Raw genomic sequence first — 18,613 nt, forward strand, 5'->3', positions numbered from 1 at the left:
TTCATTGTTCAGTAGAATTAGCCTTCCACCCGTAATCCCGATTTACTTCGATTCGTTGAATAGCTCGCGGCCTATTAGCATTCGGCGAATTTCAGACGTTCCCGCGCCAATTTCGTATAGCTTGGCATCACGTAATAGGCGACCTGTTGGGTATTCGTTGATGTAACCATTACCACCTAACAGCTGAATGGCATCTAACGCCATTTTGGTTGCCAGTTCTGCTGAGTAAAGAATGGCGCCAGCAGCATCTTTTCGCGTTGTTTCACCGCGATCGCACGACTGTGCAACGGTGTAAACATACGCGCGTGCAGCATTCATTTGCGTGTACATGTCAGCGACTTTGCCCTGTATCAGTTGAAATTGACCAATTGATTGACCAAACTGCTGGCGGTCGTGAATATAAGGAACAACAATATCCATGCACGACTGCATGATGCCGAGTGGGCCGCCGGATAAAACAAGACGCTCGTAATCTAAGCCGCTCATTAGTACACGAACGCCTTCGCCTTCATTGCCAAGAATATTCTCCGCAGGTACTTCGCAATCTTCAAAAACTAACTCACAGGTATTAGATGAGCGCATACCAAGTTTGTCGAGTTTCTGTGCGCGGCTAAAGCCAGGGAAATCGCGCTCTACGATAAACGCTGTGATCCCTCTAGGCCCTGCGTTAGGGTCAGTCTTAGCGTAGATAACAAAAGTATGTGCATCAGGACCGTTTGTGATCCACATCTTGTTTCCATTAAGGATGTATTTATCGCCGCGCTTTTCAGCTTTTAATTTCATGCTAACGACGTCAGAACCTGCGTTAGGCTCACTCATTGCTAACGCACCAATGTGTTCACCACTTACTAACTTAGGCAAGTACTTTTCACGTTGTGCGTCGTTACCGTTTTTGAAAATTTGATTAACGCAAAGGTTTGAGTGAGCGCCGTAGCTCAATCCGATACCACCTGAAGCGCGGCTAACCTCTTCCATAGCAATAGTGTGGGCGAGATAGCCCATGTCAGAACCACCGTACTGCTCTGAAACAGTTACACCCAATAAACCCATATCACCAAGCTTAGTCCACAGTTGATTTGGGAATTGGTTATCTGCGTCTGCTTGTTCAGCAAGAGGAGCAATCTCATTTTGTGCAAATTGGTAGACCTGGTCACGTAACATCTCGATGTCTTCACCAAGTCCAAAATTCAAAGTAGGGTAGGAGGTGTTCATGCGATATTTCCTCGTTTCAATTCTGCGAGTTCTTCACGGCAACGTGCTTCAACATCGTCCAGCTCTGTCATTAACATCTGGATATCTTCTAATTGTTGTTTAAGCACTGCTCTTTTTTGCTCAGTCATTTCAAGCATAGCCTCTAGCTGAATGGCCGAGTTGGGGTTAGTGTCGTACATGTCGAACAGTGTTTTGACTTCAGCAAGGGAAAAACCTAAGCGTTTACCCCGCAAGATAAGCTTTAAGCGCACTCTGTCTTTGTTTAAATAAACACGATTCTGCCCAGTTCTGGACGGCGACATTAGCCCTTGCTCTTCATAAAAACGAATTGAACGAGGAGTAATGTCAAACTCTCGCGCGAGTTCACCTATAGCATATGTTGTTTCGTCTTCGTACTTGCTCATTACACGTACCTTGTTTTTAGCGCTGTTTAACACCCTTTATCTTAGCTTGGGTGTCTTTGTAATTAAGTTTGCTGTACTCGGTGGATGTCTTTGTAATTGCACTATTGACTTGGAGCCGTGTGTTTTTTACACCACTATGCTAAAGCGTAGTGTTAGGTTGACACACACTTGGTACAGGTTTACGTTAACGTTAATTACATTTTACGTTAAGGTAAAGTAACATTTTGCTAACGTCAATTTTTCACGGTGAAGGTAAAGCTTAGGCGCTATTTGAGGTGTTTACTTTTGTATACATCTGTGTAGTACTTTTCACTTAACATTATGATTTAAATGAATTTTAAGGGCACAGTTATGAGTAAAGAATCAGTGGTTATTGTCGCTGCCAAGCGCACACCAATGGGTGGATTTAACGGTAATTTGTCTTCACTAGCTGCGACCAAACTCGGCGAAGTTGCGATTAAAGCAGCCTGTGAAGCGGTGGATGTCTCTGTAATTGATGAAGTCATTATGGGGTGTGTATTACCCGCTGGCCTTGGTCAATCACCTGCACGACAAGCTTCACTGGGGGCGGGGCTTCCGTTAAGTGCGGGAGTAACAACCATTAATAAAGTATGTGGCTCGGGCTTAAAAGCGGTAATGATGGCGCATGACTTAATCAAAGCTGGCAGTGCGACAGCAGTTGTAGCGGGTGGAATGGAAAGCATGAGTAATGCCCCCTACATGCTGCCTAAAGCAAGAACGGGTTATCGCATGGGCCATGGTCAAGTGCTAGATCACATGATGCTAGACGGGCTAGAAAATGCTTATGATGGGAAAGCAATGGGATGTTTTGCGCAAGATACTGCCGATGAAGAAAATATATCTCGCGGCGAAATGGATGAATTTGCATTAAGTTCGCTTTCAAAGGCACATGAAGCAATAAATAGCGGTACATTCGTTGATGAAATAGTACCTGTTACAGTTTCTTCTCGTAAGGGCGATACTGTTGTTGATACCGATGAAGGCCCAGGTTCCTCTCGCCCTGAAAAAATACCAACACTAAGACCTGCTTTTAAAAAAGACGGTTCGGTCACGGCAGCTAACTCAAGCTCGATTTCAGATGGTGCAGCGGCACTGGTTGTAATGAGCGAAAGCAAAGCAAAAGAGCTGGGTCTCGCACCGCTTGCGCGCGTGGTTGCTCACGCTACAAATTCTATTGAACCTGAAAACTTCACTGTGGCACCTGTAGGGGCAATGGAAAAAGTGTTGGATAAAGCAGGCTGGACAAAAGAAGAAGTTGATTTGTTTGAGATTAATGAAGCTTTTGCAATGGTAACTATGCTGGCAGTCAAGAAACTTGGGCTTGATGAAAGTAAAGTGAACGTGAAAGGTGGTGCATGTGCATTGGGCCACCCAATCGGTGCATCAGGCGCACGTATTTTGGTAACTCTGCTGCATGCGCTTAAGCAACGTGGCGGGAAAAAAGGTATTGCATCTTTATGTATAGGCGGTGGCGAAGGCGTAGCACTGGCTGTTGAAATAATCTAAGCAGAGCCCGGCGATAATATGTCAAAAAATTAATCATAGAGTGCCACCATTTACTTGGTACTCTATGATTTAATTGAAATAAAAACTATTAATATGAAATCTTCTATCAAAGGTATCTCTCCAATCACATTAGCTGTATTAGCGACGCTGTTGCCCGCTGTAAATACTCAAGCGACTTCACTTCCGAATGAAGGTAATGTTGTAAATAACAATGTAACTTACGATGACACCCATGCGAACTCGGAGCTTCATGCAGACTCGCAAGAGTTATCTTTAACGATGGGTGTCACCCGATCAACGCCGAATTACAAAGACACCCACGATAACGTACCGAACCTTTTCCCGAAAAACGCTTCGAATGACACTCATGCAAATATTAATGTAAACGCCCATTCTAATGAGTACTCTCGCACACTGACCCAAGTGCCATATTCTGCGTTGGGTGTCTTGCCAACGTCAGAGCATGATAGTCAATTCAGCTATGGGAATGACCCGCTTCAGACTGTGTATTTATGGCATGGCCGCGGTGGGGATGAAAATGAGTTTGCTGGGGACGCATTCATCTTCGTTCATGGTGGTTGTTGGCTTAACGCATACGGCTACGACCATGCTAAAGGGTTTTATCATGCCTTGGCAGAGCTTGGGATGGGTGTCTATGCAATGGAATATAGGCGTGTTGGTGATGAAGGTGGAGGCTGGCCTGGTAGTTTGGAAGATGTAATAAGTGCTGTGAAAGCATCGATCGAGAATATTGAAGCTACAGGCGATAATGGCAACATATATTTGGTAGGTCACTCTGCAGGCGGGCACCTTGGCTTACTTGCCGCACAGCAACTATCGAGTAGCGATGTAGGTACAGGCATTAAACAAGTAATAGGCCTTGCCGCTATAACAAATGTGCAAAGTTATGCCCTTGGTGAAAATAGCTGTCAGTCAGCCACGCCACAGTTTATGGGTGGCATGCCAGCTGAAAACGAACGTGAATACCAAATGGCTACGCCAGACGCAGCTAAAATCAAGCCCTCGGTAATATTAATACAAGGCAACGAAGATAGTATTGTACCCGAACACCACGCTACAATGCCCAGCGCAAAAAGTAGAATAATAACAAACGGTGGTCATTTCGACTGGCTACATCCAGAATCAACGTCCTTTGATGCTTTACTTGAGGTTTTAAGTCACCATGATAAATAAGGTTTTTTCTGCTAAGCAGCTTGATGAGAAAGACCCCCTTTTTAGCAAGGCGGAAGAATTCGCGCTGCCAAATGATACTATCTATCTTGACGGTAACTCTCTTGGGCCCTTGCCGAAAAAAGCGGAAGAGCGCGCCAGTGAGGTAGTAAAAAATCAGTGGGGTGAGGGCCTTATCACAAGCTGGAACAAGCATCAGTGGATTTCACTTCCACAGCAGGTAGGCGACAAAATTGGTACCATTATCGGCGCAAAGCAAGGCCAAGTAATATGCTGTGATTCAATATCAATCAATTTGTTTAAGGTGCTTAGCGCTGCCTTGAAAATGCACCCTGAAAGGAAGGTCATCGCTACCACGAGAGATAATTTTCCCACCGACATTTATATGGTTCAAGGTTTGCTCGATTTACTCGGCACTGAATACAGTATTCGGTACGTAGATGAAAACAGTGTTGCTGCCCAGCTTGACGAAGATATCGCAGTGCTGATGCTGACTCAGGTAAACTTCAGAAGTGGTTTGAAGCTTGATATGAAGGGTATTACCGAGCAAGCGCATAATAAAGGAATACTTACGCTGTGGGACTTGGCACACAGTGCGGGCGCGTTTCCCGTAGCCCTAGATGAGTGCAATGTAGATTTCGCCGTGGGTTGTACCTATAAATATTTAAATGGCGGCCCAGGTGCTCCTGCATTTATTTATGTTGCCCGACGACATCAAGACGCTTATAAACAGCCTTTATCAGGTTGGATGGGCCATAGCTCGCCATTTTCATTTTCTCCCGACTACACCGCTGATACCTCAATAAAACAAAACTTGTGCGGTACGCCAGGCATTATTGGCATGAGCATTCTAGATGCTGCCCTTGACGTGTTCGAAGACGTTTCGATTAAAGCCATTGATGAAAAATCTAAAAAACTTCAAGCCTATTTTATCGCTGAAGCTAAAAGAGCAGGCTTATTAGACGAACTCAAGGTTGTAAGCCCTTCGCTAGATAATCGAGGTAGCCAGATCGCTTTCGCACACGATGATGCTTATGCCATTTGCCAAGCGTGGATAGCTGAAGGTGTCATTGCTGATTTTCGTGCACCAAATATACTTCGTGTTGGCTTTGCGCCACTGTATTTAAGTTTTGCTGATATTGAAAAAGCGGTAATAGCATTGGCTGCTATCATGAGTGAAAAGCGCTATGATCGGGAAGAATTCAAGCAACAGCAGAGTGTCACATAGCTAAATAGTGACTAAATAGTCGAATTTATTGCATTTTTTGCGTTTAACCTTAATACTTCGCGGTTGACTTGTTATTGATGTAACTATTCTTTTGGGTGTGCAGTTGAGAAAAATAAGAAAAGGCCTGCTTTGCACAGTGTTGTTTGTAGGATCCGCTTTTAGCGCGTTGTTGCAAGCGGCACCTGAGCAACCATTAGCATCTCAAAATTCAATTGAAGTAACCTATTGTATCGACCCTAACTGGGCGCCTTATGAAGCGATAAGAAATGGCATCCACGTAGGTATTTCAGCTCAGTACATGCAGCTTATTGCTGAACTCAGCGAGCTTAAATTCAAGCTTGTTTCTTCACAGAGCTGGCAGGAAAGTCTAGAGTTTGTTCAACAAGGTAAGTGCCAAGTCATTCCCATGATGAACACCTCTGATTATCGCAAGCAGTTTTTAGATTTTAGTGTGCCGTATTTTGAGGCGCCAAATGTATTGGTTGCCCGTACGGGAACGCCCATGCTGCAGGGCTATTCAGGTATTGGCAATCGTACAGTAGGTATTGTGCAGGGGTACCGCCAAGTCGAATATATCTCTCGTCATTACCCAGGGCTGCGTCTAAAACTCATCCCATCTGAGGAAGAGGGCCTTAAGCAACTCGCAAATGGTGAATTTGACGTAATGGTAGGTTCACTAATGAGTGTGAATATGCACATTAATAACCTTGAGCTTGAAGATTTACACATTGTTGGTTACGCCGAACCCTTTGATTCTCTCGCATTTGGTGTTAATAAGTCGTACAGCCATTTAGTAGAAAAACTCAATGTTGCAATAGAGCGTATTCCAGAGGCAAAGAAAGTAGAAATCTACAAGCAGTGGAATAACGTGCAAATCCGCTATAGTCGCAATTACACTGTAATGATACTGAGTTCGGTTATTGTATTGATAATGTTGCTATGGCTTATTTCGAAAAACCGACATGTGGGGGGCTACAAGCGTATAATCCAACAAAAAAATGAAGAGATAAATGCGCTACAGGCCAATTTGTTAGAGAAAAACAAAACATTAGGATTTCTTTCGGCTTACGATACAATCACGGGCCTATACAACCGCAACCACATAATACAGAGAGCGGAAGAAGAGATATCACGCTTCCATCGGTTTCATACTTCCGCCACATTGATCGCTATAGACCTAACACCTGTTGATGAAGATTTATTTTCTCACGACCCCTCTAGTCGAGAAGAGGTGCTAAAGACCGCAGCCCAAAACTGTCTTAATACTGTAAGAGAGGTTGACATTGTTTCAAGATTCAACAAAGAGCAGTTTATTGTCCTTTGTCCACAGACTCAATTAGACTCAGCGAAGATTCTCGCAGATAGGCTATTAGAGTGCATGGGTTCTCACTATCTGCTAAGCGATAAGTTTAAAATTGCTATTGGCATGGCTGAATTGCGAGACTCAGAAGAGTTCCCTGATTGGCTTGAGCGCACTAAAAAGGCACTTTATCAGTCTAAGCGGCAAGGCTACGGCAATGTGACCATTGCTCAGTAAAATTGGATTATCCTGCAGCTAAATAGAAAGGCAGATGTGCGAAGCCTGAAATGCCGGCTTCGCTAGCTAACATCATCTAAATAATTGGTTCGTAATGCCATTGGTGTGAGTCGTAGTGGATTTGAGCGCGATCATACTCCCGCTCAGAACGCCAGTTTCGATTATTTAATTTGGCAGATACGCCCGGATAGAGCCTTTTATTTGCAATAAGTTTTATATCTGTTTGATAGTTTTCTTTTGCGGCTTTGACGTCGTTAGCTTTATTCTCTAACCACTCTAGAAGGGCGCTTTCGTTGTTAAAAAGCTCAAGCGCTTCTGCAGCCTTGCGCTGTAGCTCTTTAGGAATTTTTTTACCCTGAATAAGGTCGATTTTTTCTTTGTGCTTTAAGTTATTTTCGCGAATTTGCCTTAATAACTCATCAAGGGAATCTTTGCGTTCTAGCAACTGATTAAAACCAGGGCTGAAATCAACTTTCAACGTACTTCCAGAAACAGCGCCGAGCGTTCCTGCTTCAACCCTATCTTGACTGATAATGTCACAAGCAAACAAATTGCCCATTGGCTTATCAATTTGCCCTACAATCACAGCTCCACCGCAGCGCAGACGACTGTATGCAAGCTGTCTACCGACAGTTATATTCCCAGCGCACTGGATATCGATGCCTTGGCCATGCTGTACGTGAATACTTCCTGCGGCAACGAGTTTGCATTGGTAGTCACCTTGCTTATCGTTTACCTTGCCCATTGCACCTTCAGTGATAATGATGTCGCCGCCCGACTCAATGTAAGCCGACTCTACGAAACCGTTAATAGTAACGTCTCCGGCCGCTTTAATTTGCATTTTCTCGGTGACATCGCCATTGACCAATACAGCGCCTTCATAATTTACATGCCCTGACCCAACGTTAACGCCATTACAAATAAAGGTATCATCTATATTCATAACTTGGTCACGGTATTTAGGCATTCCTGAAATGGAAGACATTAATAGGTTTGCGTCGCTGTCAGACACCACCGTTCCTGATCCCATTTTAAAGTCTACCCATTCACCTGGAGCGGCTGAGATCGTGTTTCCTTTCACGTCAAAGCCAGAACGACCTTTTGTAGGTGGAGTACGGCGCAAAACAGGCGTGCTTATTTTCACGCATATCACGTCGCCTAAGTTGCGCATGTCAACGCGTTCACCTTCGTTCGTTTGCGGTCTTAGTATTCGTTCAAGTGCGTTCGGAACAAGGGGAATAAATTTAGAGTTTTTCCCATTTCGAGCAGGAAGCCCTTTAGCTATGGTTTCCTCTAATACAGTGCCAGGCGCCACATTTCTTGCGGCTTTTAGCATGGCGTCTATTTTTTTAGCGCTAACACCTCGAATCACTCTATTTTTGACTGCTAATGATTTAACTGTCGCAAGGGATGGGAGTTTACCGCCATAGGGGGTAGTAAGGACCAAATTCGCAATCATGCCGTCTTCAGGCACCCGAAATTCAACTTCGGCGTTTTTGCGTTCGCCAATGCGTTCTTGAACCACAGTACCATCACCTGTTTTAAAGTAATGGTTGGCCGTTTCACAGGCTGATTTTAACGCTTTTTCTGACACATACAGACGCTTGGTTTCGCCACTTTCCAACTGCTGTCTAACATCACGAATATCCACCTCTGATGTAAATTCAGAAGGATTGAGCATAATGTTTATATAGGTTCTTGATTTGTCGAAGCTTATTGTAACGCCATTCATGACTACTTATTCCCTTACGCGCGTGTATTGTTATTATCGGCGGAGGTTATCAATTCCTTGACTACGTTTTATCCTTTACCGCCTTAGTTCAACTATCATTAATTTATGATGTTATAAAACCTCCGTCAAAGGTTTTTAGCATACTGATACAGGGCGCGCAGTATGGCCTGCTTGTCGGGGTTGTCGCTGTGCTCGTGAGCTAACGCTTCAAGTCGCATCATGTAATTTTCTAGTGTAATCGAGCCGCCAAATGCGGAGTCTGTTAGTCGAGCCTGACGGTGATACTGCCATTTCGTCATCTCATCAGCGGTAAGTGTATTGGGGTAGTTGCGCGCACGATAACGAAACAGTTGTTTGCGCAATCTTTCATGCTGTGTTTCATCGGCCAAGGTGGCAAGGTCGTCAGGGGCTGCATCAATAACACGCTCACACCAACGTCTATCTTCGTCATTTAAGAAACCACCGCTATACAAGGCGTGGTCTACGTCATGCTCTGTACTTTCACGTTCTTCATCATATACGTCCACAAGTTTAGCCGCGAGTTCGTTAGTGCTTGCGAGTGTTTTGTAATTGTCTAGGCAACGTTCGCGATCAAGACCTAACCTAGCGGCGTTTTCCTCAGTCATTGCTTTGGCTGTGGTAATAAAAGGGGAGCGATTAATGTGGATAAGTTTAAGACCAGGTCGTTCTTTTGTATCTGAATACGTATCCGCTGGCGCGTAAAGCGCCTGTCTTATTTCTTCGGCTGAGTCGTTTACCACGCTGTCTATATCATGGGATAAATCTATCGCTATAAACGCATTCGAATTGGTTGGATGTTTAGCAATTGGCATTACCCATGTGCAACACCCCTGAGAGGCTGGTAATTTAGAAGATATATGCAAAAGTACCGAAGGTTTGCTTAGGTCAATTTGCTGCATAACCGTATGTTTATTGCGAAGCGACAATGCATACTCAAATAAACGAGGCTGCTTTTCTTTAATAAGCTTTGCCAAAGAAATGGTTGCGTAGACATCGCTAAGCGCATCGTGTGCATTTTCGTGACCAATGTTATTAGCTGCAGTGAGCGATTCTAATTTGAAGCTAGGCGTACCATCTTCTCGTTCTGGCCAATTGATTCCTTCCGGTCTAAGCGCATAACACGCTCTTGCTACATCAATAATATCCCAGCGGCTATTCCCGTTTCGCCACTCCCGTGAATAAGGATCGTAAAAATTACGGTAAAACAAATAGCGCGACACTTCATCGTCAAAGCGAATACTATTAAATCCTACACTACAGGTGTTTGGGGTAGACATCTCTTGGTAAATTCGCGCTGCAAAATCTGCCTCGTTCGAACCATCTCTTATGGTTTGCTGTGGCGTAATGCCGGTAACCAAGCATGCCTCTGGGTGAGGTAGATAATCATTAGCAATGGCGCTCATAATGTTGATGGGTTTTCCAACAACATTTAAATCCATATCTGTTCTGACCGCGGCAAATTGGCAGGGGAGATCTTTTTGTGGCCTGGTGCCAAACGTTTCAAAATCGTGCCACAAAAATGTAGGTGCGTGCATAACCACCATTGCTTAATAGAAAAACCTTGCACGCAGTGTACACTGCGATAATTTTAATACCAAATGCTGTTGGTTTTATGCCCAATAATTCAGCCACTTGAAAGGCTGGCGTGACGTTGTAACTTACGGTTTTAACGTTTGTTTTTTATATAAAAATTTTAGACTGTAAACTTGCTAAACAAACCATCTCTGACTAGTTTTAGGTTATTACAAGTTATACGGAAATTATTGGCTTGTCAGTCCTTCCATCTAAACCTGCGTTTAACGAAGCTAAAAGTACGTTTATATTGGCTATTGTGCTTGCTACCTTACTGATTGTGTTGGTTGTTAGTTTGTTTGAAAGCAACATAAAAGCGACGGCGGAGAGTCAGGCGTTTGAGGCCTTAGAGAAAAGCGCCTTAAGCGCGGAAAATGTCGCCGAAACACAGCTAGTCAAACATCTCAACGCCCTTAATTTTTTGCACCAAACGCCGCCGATAAGCGGAATAGTTAGAGCTACGCAGAACAATAAGTTAGATCCTAAAGATGGCACTACGCTTAATCAGTGGAAGCACCGCTTAGAAACTATATTCGTTGCTTTTATCGAAAATAACAGCGAAATCGATCAGTTAAGAGTCATTAAGGCGGATGAAGAAGGGAACGAGTTCTTAAGGGTCGAGCGCGAAGGCGGGAGTGTTTTAATCGCCAGCAATACTGATTTACAGACCAAAGCAACACGAAATTATTTCATTGAAAGCGCTAAAAGTAATAGAGGACAATTTTACATATCTGATATCAACTTGAATAGGGAATATGGAGAATTAGAATACCCCTACAAAAGCGTCATTCGGCTTTCCTTACCAATCTTTAGTGAAAGTGGCGAGCGTTACGGAATGTTAATTATGAACGTTAACGCGCAGTACATGCTTTCTCAAATGACCCAATCCTTAACGAGCAACCATTCGCTCTACGTCACTGACCGTGATGGCTATTTTGTAGTACATCCCGATAGCCAAAAGTCCTTTTCTAAAGACTTAAACCCGTCTGTAACATGGCAAAGCGAATTCTCAGTATCTCAATTCAACGGGCGCGGAAAGATTACCTCCAAAAATGAAAGCCAGGACGTACATTACGCTGTTTCAAGGGCATTCACACTAGGAGCGAAAGGTCAGGGCTCAGGCTTTTACTTGCACATACTTCTACCGCAATCTCAAGTGAGTGCGTTAATAAACGAAAAGCGGCTGAGCGTTTACAGCGTGATTGGCGTCATATCAATTATCTTTGTAAGCATTCTACTTTTTGTATATCGCAGTAATAAAAAGAATATTGAGTTAGCCAAAGTGCGTGGTGAATCAGCCGCTATTGTCGATATTTCAAAAGATGCCATTTTTAGTGTGGACTCTACGGGTATTGTCAAAAGTTGGAACAAAGCTGCGGAGTCACTTTTTGGGATCCCCTCCCAAATAATCCTCAATCAACATTACTCGTCTTTCGAACCACTATCCTTATCAGGGTTAGAGGATGAGCTTGTTAAAGGTGGTAAGCAAGTTACTTTCACCACTCCTTATGTCGATGATGATAAAAATGAGCATTCGCTATTGATAACTACCTCAACGATATGGGGCGAGCATTCACAGTTTTCTGGCGTAGCTGTAGTAATTAGAGACATTACGGATGAACAAAAAGCGAAAGATGCCATTGAGCGAGTCAACTTAAAACTTGAAGAGAAAGTGGTAAGTAGAACAAAAGAGTTGGTTGAGGCAACACAAGAAGCGCGTAAAGCGAGTAAGGTGAAGAGTTCATTCATTTCTAATATCAGTCATGAAATGCGCACGCCCCTCAACGGGGTAGTTGGCTCTTTAGCTTTATTAAAACGCCAACCGCTTAACGAGAAGGCAGAGCAGCTGGTTTCCATGATGGAAATCAGCTGTAACAACTTAAACGTGCTTATAAATGATGTACTAGATCTTTCAAAAATAGAGGCGGGTAAACTAGATATTAACCAGCAAAATTTCGAAATACTCTCTCTTATCGAGTCTATTGCTAAAGTGTTCGCTATTAAAGCGGCAAGCAAAGGACTAGAGTTACTGGTGGATACCTCAGAAGTACCCAGGATAGAAATTAACTCAGATCCTCACAGAATTAACCAAGTATTGAGTAACCTACTTAACAATGCGATTAAGTTTACCAAAACAGGGCACGTTAAACTTACTCTGTTTTTAAGCGAATCGGTGTCTGACGTTCTGCAGTTACATTTCAGTGTTGAAGATACCGGTGTCGGTATAGCAAAAGACAATCAGCCCAAGCTTTTTTCTGCGTTCACCCAGGCCGATGCCTCAGTGGCGACACAATACGGCGGTACAGGACTAGGACTATCTATTTGCAAGCAGTTATGCCAATTATTAGGTGGGGATATTACCTTTGAGTCGGAGTTAGGAACGGGGAGTAAGTTTTCGTTTTACATTTCACTTCCCGATACTACATCGGACAATGAAGCAAGTTCTGACAAAATTGAACAAGACGAGAAGTCACTTCTTAGTAAGGTTAAAGTTGGCGTTTCATCTGCTTATTTACCGCTACAAACGCATATTTGCAAACTTGCGTCATACGTAGGCGCTACTCCTGAAGTCTTAGATGGGCCCGCTAGTGCTATTCAGTGGCAAGATTACAATGTACTTTTACTTGATGAATCCAGCGCTTTAATTGATGAAATAGACAGAGAATGGGAGCGAAGTGAAAAGGGCGGAAAGGATAGCAAAATGCCCGTGGTTTATATTCTTCAAAAGCTAGAGGGGGCACCCTATGAGTTTACGCATTTGACGCCTCTGTACCTACCTAAACCCCTTTTCCGCTCTACGTTTATAACGGTAAAGCAAGGGTTAGATGTTGTTAAATATGGTGGTTTGATTAAAAAAGTCACCATTGAAGACAGCCATAGCAGTGCACCAGAAGCCGAAAATTGGGCTGAAGACCAAATTAAATCACACATTTCAATTGAAAATACTCGCTTACTTATCGTTGATGACAATATGATAAATAGGGAAGTGGCTAAGGGCGTACTAGAGTGTTTACCTTGTAAATTATATACCTGCGCAGACGGTGAAGAAGTCGTTGCTTTTCTGCGTAAATGCGATGAAAAAGGCCGTCGTATTCATAGTATTTTAATGGATTGCCAGATGCCTAAAATGAATGGTTACGAGGCGACTCGTGCTATTCGAGAGGGAAAAGCTGGTGCAATGCATGCCGATGTTCCCATTATAGCCATGACAGCAAACGCTATGCTGGGCGAGAAGGAAAAGTGCTTAGGAGCAGGGATGGACGACTTTGCCACTAAACCGGTTATTGCAGATGTACTTATCCCAAAAGTCAGGCAGTGGCTAGTAAATCAAGTTACCAAGGTGGCTGGCACCGAGCTTGAAAATTCAGATATTGATTCCCAAAGCGCTGAGCGCACCAAAACTTCTTATGCAGAACCCGCCAATAGCACAAGTAATAGCGCGTCGTTGCCCCCCTTAGTAGACAGCTTGCTTGGCGCTATTGATAGAGATTTAGAACAAAGTACTGAGTCTATGAATGAAATAATCGATTCACAGGAAAGCGCTAATACTCTTGTTCACTCTGAGGCTACCGACGCATTAGGTCAGCCTGAAGTTATTTCTATCGAGAAAACGAATACAGTAAGTGACGGCTGTTGGGAAAAAGAGGATGCTATAGCACGAATTATGGGTGATAAAGCTTTATTCTCTCGGGTTTGTGAGCTCTATTCTCAAAGCGCACCTGAAAAATTTAAACGTTTAGAAAGGGCTGTAGAGCATCAAGACTTTTCACAAATACAAATTCTGTCGCTTAAACTCAAAGGAATGTCTGCTGATATTGGTGCCGTGCAGCTGAGAAAAGATTTTGAATCACTTTGGGAGTTATCAAAAGTAGCTGATTGGGAGAAAGTAAAGGCGTTGCTTCCATCTATCGGCGACGATCTCAATACCTTTTTAGAACTTCTTGAAGTGGCCTAGATTATCATCTTTTAGTGTGTCATCTTAATTCGCTATAAATACGATAATCACATCGCTCGTTTGTGTTAGTTTCATCTGCCACGGAACTAAGCGGTGTTTTATAACTTTTAAAGGAGTTAACCGTTTGAACCTTCCTCGCATTTTTCATCAGTCCAATAAAGCTCGAAATACCTTATGTGTAATCAGTGCCTTAGTAGCTTCGCTAACGCTCGTTAGTGCTAACGCATCGGCGGCTGATACTCACCAAGAAAACTCACGGGTTGCCATCGCCATTCATGGCGGAGCCGGCACTATTTTAAAGTCTTCGATGACGGCTGAAAAAGAGGCGGCGTATAAAAAGGTGTTAACGCAAGCAGTACAGCACGGTTATACCTTGCTGCAAGACGGTGTAAAAGGTGAAGTCGCGGTGGTTGAAACCATTAAAATTCTTGAAAGCTCACCTTTGTTTAACGCCGGCATTGGCGCCGTGTATACCTTTGACGGCGAGCATGAACTCGACGCATCTATCATGCATGGCGGAAGTAAAAACGCAGGTGCGGTTGCGGGCGTTAAAACTATAAGAAGCCCAATTGAGGCAGCGCTGCTGGTAATGAATGAATCTCCACACGTTATGCTTTCCGGGGAAGGGGCTGAAGATTATGCCAAAGAGAATGGCCTTGAGCAGGTGGACAATTCGGTTTTCGACACTGAGTTTCGCAAGCAGGCTCTAGATAAAGCGAAAGCCCGTATGGAGCAGGCTTCAAATGGTTATGGTTTACAGCAGGGCAACGAACGCTTTGGAACCGTAGGGGCAGTGGTACTAGATGGCGAGGGCAATATTGTAGCCGGAACATCAACCGGTGGAATGACGGCTAAACGGTATGGGCGTATTGGTGATTCACCCGTGATTGGTGCTGGCACCTATGCCGACAATGAAAGCTGTGCGGTATCGGCTACTGGGCATGGTGAGTATTTTATACGATACAACGTGGCAGCAGATATCTGCGCGCGGATGAAGTATCAAGGGCTAACACTAAATGACGCGGCTGATACCGTGGTGAACGACGTGCTAGTTAAAGCCGGTGGTGATGGCGGTGTAATTGCCATTGACGCAAAAGGCAACGTAGCAATGCCGTTTAACTCTGCGGGTATGTACCGCGCGAGCATTGATGTAAATGGCAATGTGAGCGTGGCAATTTACAAAGATTAACCACTGTAAAATCTATTTGTTGTTTTAATGTTAAATATGTTGGCTTGTAGGCAACGAAAGGTCTAATCTTAAAGTGTGGGGGAATGTTACTTTCACATGTGGTTAAAAATAATTGAAGTGCCGTAACGCCAAATAAGTCGCAGTATCGGTCACATTAGGCGCCACGGCTGGAGAATCGAAAATGGAATCGTTGCAAGTCAGTGATTATATGAATACTCACCCAGTGAAGCTTAATGTCGATATGCCCGTTGCGCAGGCTGTCGAAGCGTTGTTAGCCAGTGGGCAAAGTGGTGGACCTGTGCTTGATGTAAAGGGAAAAGTGGTGGGCTTTTTATCTGAACAAGACTGTATCGCTCAAATGATTGCGTCTAGCTATTATCGCGAGCAGATTTGTAAGGTAGGTGAAATCATGAAAACGCCGGTGGTTTCGGTTAAGCCCTATATGTCGGTGATAGAGTTGGCGCAATTGCTGCTTAAAGAGAAGCCGCGGGTTTACCCGGTAGTAGATGATGATGGTGTGCTTTTGGGCTCAATTAACCGAACGGCTGTGCTTCGCGCCATTGATGTTCAATTAAATGATGGGTATCAGCGAGCAGGCTAGCTGATATTAGATTTTGCGCTGCCTATTTAAGCTTGTCTGCAAAACTTAGGGTGGTGTTTGCGATGTTTGAGGTAATGCAACCCTAAGCGCAATTAAGCTACAGCGATAAGTCAGCAAATTTTGAGAGTAAAGGGAGAGGTTAAGCTTTAAACTTCCCCCTTTCTTTATTATTGGTGTGGGTGTTGATGGTTACTCACACCATGTGTCGTTAACCTTGTCTGTTTACTAAATCTCTTATTGCGTTTTTTAGCGTTGTACCTGCGACAAGTTTAAAGTTTTGTTTTTGGCTTGGCATTACGTTTCGGCCATCTTGCACTACCCACAGTCCTTCAGTAAAAGCCCCGCCAAGGTTGGCATTTGTTGCTTCTAGCCCGTCAGTTTCCGATACCCCGTCAATTTGCTTTGCATTGTCAGCGGCAATTTTAATTAGCCCCATAAGTGTTAACGTTTCAGGGTTTTCTTCATGTATGAGATAGATGGCGTAGCTGTTATTGCCCTGACTTGATGCAATGAGGTATTTCTTGCCATCAACGGTAAATAGTGCCAAGCCCTCAACATCAGCTTCAACGGGTGTTGTTATTGCTGAGGTAAATGTAGGTGTATTATCAGTAGAGCTGATATCCAGCGCCCAGATGCCTGTGGCCTCTTCACCAAGGTAAGCGGTATTGGTGTGGGTGTCTACCACGCAGCCTTCAGGCTGTGAGGGAAGAGAGAAGCTCTGACTTAACTTTCCTTCGACTGCTTTGCCCTGGTTGATTGATAATTCATATCTCTCGAAGCGACCACTGGTATCGTTCGCAAAAACATGAGCTATACCGTTATTGGTAAAAAGACACATACCATATATGTCGCTAAGCGTTGTTTTAATCTCACCTAAATGGGCGAGGTTACCGTTATGATCTATTTCCAAAACAGACAAGCTGTTATGTGTTCGGTTTGAAGCAACGGCAATATCAGTAAATTCTTTTTTACCGTCGACGTTGACAGTGTTTACTGCAACCCGGTACCCAACATCAACGTTATTAACTCTTCCTATCGGCAGGCTCTGATGTTGCTTGCCGGTAAGGTCGTAGGTATTCAATGCGCCTTTTTTGTCGGTGCCAACTATGCGACTGTCTGAAGGGGCCTGTGAGTTAACCCAAATAGCAGGGTCGTCAGCTGCATCACCATAGTTTTGCACAGGCTGAGTTTGCGCTAAGGGTAAAACAGTGGCCACCTTATGTTGGGCAGAAGTATCGGAACCGTTTTGAGTATCATCGTCTTTTTTAGCAAGACACCCATCGTTAAAATATGCGCCGGCCAAACTAGCCGGCAGTTCTACAGAATAAACCCTGCCGGATGCGTCATCATCTACTACCACCGAAATTCCTTGCCCTTCTTTATTTGCAAAAGTAGCTAACTGAATAAATTCAGGTTCTATGCTTTCTGCGGCCCCATCTTCATCGCGCATCAAAGTTACGAACTCAGTATGACATTGACTTTGAAGCCATACGCCGCTTTTATCTGGGCTTACCCAACCGACAAGGCTGCTATTTGAATTTAGGGTTGTAGAGGGTAAGACGCTCACGCCTTCTACTGGTGTATCTGCGTCATGAAAAATAAGTGTTTTCTCTAACTCACTCTCTATTTGGGCGTTAATCTTCCATACCCCGGCGAACTCGTCCGCCAAATAGATGTTTTGCGTTTCTAGGTCAACACTGCAACTTTTAATGCCAGGGCCTATGGCGAAACTGCGTAGTGATAAAAACTGATCATGGTGCAGTTCATATTGATTGAGGGTGCCTGTGGCATCCACATTGATAATGTGAGGGTGTCCTTGCGCACTCATTGTTGCGCAAATGGCCTCAGAGCCTTTGGCGGCTTGGCTAAGCTGCTGTTGCACTGCCAGGGTCTCAACAGATATGCGATACGCTTCAATATGTTGCGTGTTGTTATTAAACACTACCAAAGACACCCATTGCTTGTTCGTAGAGTTAGCTACTTCAGCGAGAGCAAGCGTGTAGCTGCCTTCAATAAATTGAGTTTTACCTTGGCGGTTAGTAAGTGAAATGCCTTTATGCTCGTTTATTTGAAGGTCAATAGCATGGGTGTCTTTGTAAGAGTGACTTTTCTTTGACTGCGCTACTTTAAGCGTATGATTGCCATGGGTGTCATTGTTAGACGCTGCTGGCATGGGTGTCTTTGTAAGTGCTGTGTTTTTTGCGCTGTTAGCATGGGTGTCTTTGTAAGCGTTAGCTTGATCAATGTTTTGGTAATAAAGCGTTTGCTCAAAACCTTTTTTAAGATGTGTAAGCGTAAGTACAGTGCCTGTGGGCTCGATTTGGCTTTTTGTGGCTGTAGCATTTTGAGCTGCACAGCTAAAGAGTGTGGCTAGAGCGCCGGTAAAAACGGCGGTCTTTGCTACTGCGCGGTGTAGCCCTTTTCTTTTTTGATTATCCATTGTC

Annotated in this window: 12 protein-coding genes; 7 read left to right on the forward strand and 5 right to left on the reverse strand. The window is 44.0% G+C overall.

Features of this window, described 5'->3' with window-relative positions; all coding sequences use genetic code 11:
• Positions 1–42: 42 nt before the first annotated feature.
• Both ACXAER_RS16740 and ACXAER_RS16745 read right to left on the reverse strand, forming a co-directional pair.
• Entirely contained in the window at positions 43–1,212 is a 1,170-nt protein-coding gene (locus tag ACXAER_RS16740) for an isovaleryl-CoA dehydrogenase (RefSeq protein WP_474831217.1), read from the reverse strand.
• On the reverse strand, positions 1,209–1,616 hold the full coding sequence (locus ACXAER_RS16745) for a MerR family transcriptional regulator (protein ID WP_179983106.1): 408 nt from the start codon (positions 1,614–1,616) through the stop codon (positions 1,209–1,211). Before ACXAER_RS16745 ends, ACXAER_RS16740 begins: the two co-directional genes overlap by 4 nt.
• 351 nt (positions 1,617–1,967) lie before the next feature.
• Here ACXAER_RS16745 and ACXAER_RS16750 point away from each other — a divergent pair, with 351 nt between their 5' ends.
• From ACXAER_RS16750 to ACXAER_RS16765, 4 genes are all read left to right on the forward strand, one after another.
• Positions 1,968–3,143: a thiolase family protein gene (locus ACXAER_RS16750; RefSeq protein WP_474831219.1), complete on the forward strand. Its 1,176-nt coding sequence runs from the start codon at positions 1,968–1,970 to the stop codon at positions 3,141–3,143.
• 93 nt (positions 3,144–3,236) lie between these two features.
• Positions 3,237–4,337, forward strand: a complete 1,101-nt coding sequence (locus tag ACXAER_RS16755; RefSeq protein ID WP_474831221.1) for an alpha/beta hydrolase family protein — start codon at positions 3,237–3,239, stop codon at positions 4,335–4,337.
• The gene (gene kynU / locus ACXAER_RS16760; RefSeq protein WP_474831223.1) at positions 4,327–5,562 is read left to right on the forward strand and encodes a kynureninase; all 1,236 of its coding nucleotides are present in this window, start codon (positions 4,327–4,329) and stop codon (positions 5,560–5,562) included. Before ACXAER_RS16755 ends, kynU begins: the two co-directional genes overlap by 11 nt.
• A 103-nt stretch (positions 5,563–5,665) precedes the next feature.
• Complete coding sequence (locus ACXAER_RS16765) at positions 5,666–7,099, forward strand: diguanylate cyclase (protein ID WP_474831224.1); 1,434 nt, start codon at positions 5,666–5,668, stop codon at positions 7,097–7,099.
• Positions 7,100–7,175: 76 nt separating this feature from the next.
• Here ACXAER_RS16765 and ACXAER_RS16770 read toward each other — a convergent pair whose 3' ends face one another.
• Together ACXAER_RS16770 and sbcB are read right to left on the reverse strand one after the other, a co-directional pair.
• Complete coding sequence (locus ACXAER_RS16770; protein WP_474831225.1) at positions 7,176–8,831, reverse strand: FapA family protein; 1,656 nt, start codon at positions 8,829–8,831, stop codon at positions 7,176–7,178.
• Positions 8,832–8,956: 125 nt separating this feature from the next.
• Positions 8,957–10,387 (reverse strand): exodeoxyribonuclease I, encoded by a 1,431-nt coding sequence (sbcB, locus tag ACXAER_RS16775; RefSeq protein WP_474831226.1) that lies wholly within the window; start codon positions 10,385–10,387, stop codon positions 8,957–8,959.
• A gap of 233 nt (positions 10,388–10,620) precedes the next feature.
• On the opposite strand from sbcB, the gene ACXAER_RS16780 reads away from it, so the two are divergent.
• From ACXAER_RS16780 to ACXAER_RS16790, 3 genes are all read left to right on the forward strand, one after another.
• Positions 10,621–14,379 (forward strand): ATP-binding protein, encoded by a 3,759-nt coding sequence (locus tag ACXAER_RS16780; protein WP_474831227.1) that lies wholly within the window; start codon positions 10,621–10,623, stop codon positions 14,377–14,379.
• Between the two features lie 124 nt (positions 14,380–14,503).
• A complete protein-coding gene (locus ACXAER_RS16785) occupies positions 14,504–15,568 on the forward strand; it encodes an isoaspartyl peptidase/L-asparaginase family protein (protein ID WP_474831228.1) in 1,065 nt (354 codons plus the stop codon).
• Positions 15,569–15,749: 181 nt separating this feature from the next.
• Positions 15,750–16,169: a CBS domain-containing protein gene (locus ACXAER_RS16790; RefSeq protein ID WP_474831229.1), complete on the forward strand. Its 420-nt coding sequence runs from the start codon at positions 15,750–15,752 to the stop codon at positions 16,167–16,169.
• A gap of 208 nt (positions 16,170–16,377) precedes the next feature.
• Here the strand turns inward: ACXAER_RS16790 and ACXAER_RS16795 are convergent, their stop codons facing one another.
• Positions 16,378–18,609, reverse strand: a complete 2,232-nt coding sequence (locus ACXAER_RS16795; RefSeq protein WP_474831230.1) for a phytase — start codon at positions 18,607–18,609, stop codon at positions 16,378–16,380.
• Positions 18,610–18,613 lie beyond the last annotated feature (4 nt).

It is taken from the genome of Alteromonas sp. AWJ4_199 (genome assembly GCF_056159165.1).

Bases quoted from the DNA above. Each gene is read 5' to 3' on its own strand.
- ACXAER_RS16740 (WP_474831217.1), bottom strand. From the start codon at position 1,212: ATGAACACCTCCTACCCTACTTTGAATTTTGGACTTGGTGAAGACATC.
- ACXAER_RS16745 (WP_179983106.1), bottom strand. From the start codon at position 1,616: ATGAGCAAGTACGAAGACGAAACAACATATGCTATAGGTGAACTCGCG.
- ACXAER_RS16750 (WP_474831219.1), top strand. From the start codon at position 1,968: ATGAGTAAAGAATCAGTGGTTATTGTCGCTGCCAAGCGCACACCAATG.
- ACXAER_RS16755 (WP_474831221.1), top strand. From the start codon at position 3,237: ATGAAATCTTCTATCAAAGGTATCTCTCCAATCACATTAGCTGTATTA.
- kynU (WP_474831223.1), top strand. From the start codon at position 4,327: ATGATAAATAAGGTTTTTTCTGCTAAGCAGCTTGATGAGAAAGACCCC.
- ACXAER_RS16770 (WP_474831225.1), bottom strand. From the start codon at position 8,831: ATGAATGGCGTTACAATAAGCTTCGACAAATCAAGAACCTATATAAAC.
- sbcB (WP_474831226.1), bottom strand. From the start codon at position 10,387: ATGCACGCACCTACATTTTTGTGGCACGATTTTGAAACGTTTGGCACC.
- ACXAER_RS16790 (WP_474831229.1), top strand. From the start codon at position 15,750: ATGGAATCGTTGCAAGTCAGTGATTATATGAATACTCACCCAGTGAAG.
- ACXAER_RS16795 (WP_474831230.1), bottom strand. From the start codon at position 18,609: ATGGATAATCAAAAAAGAAAAGGGCTACACCGCGCAGTAGCAAAGACC.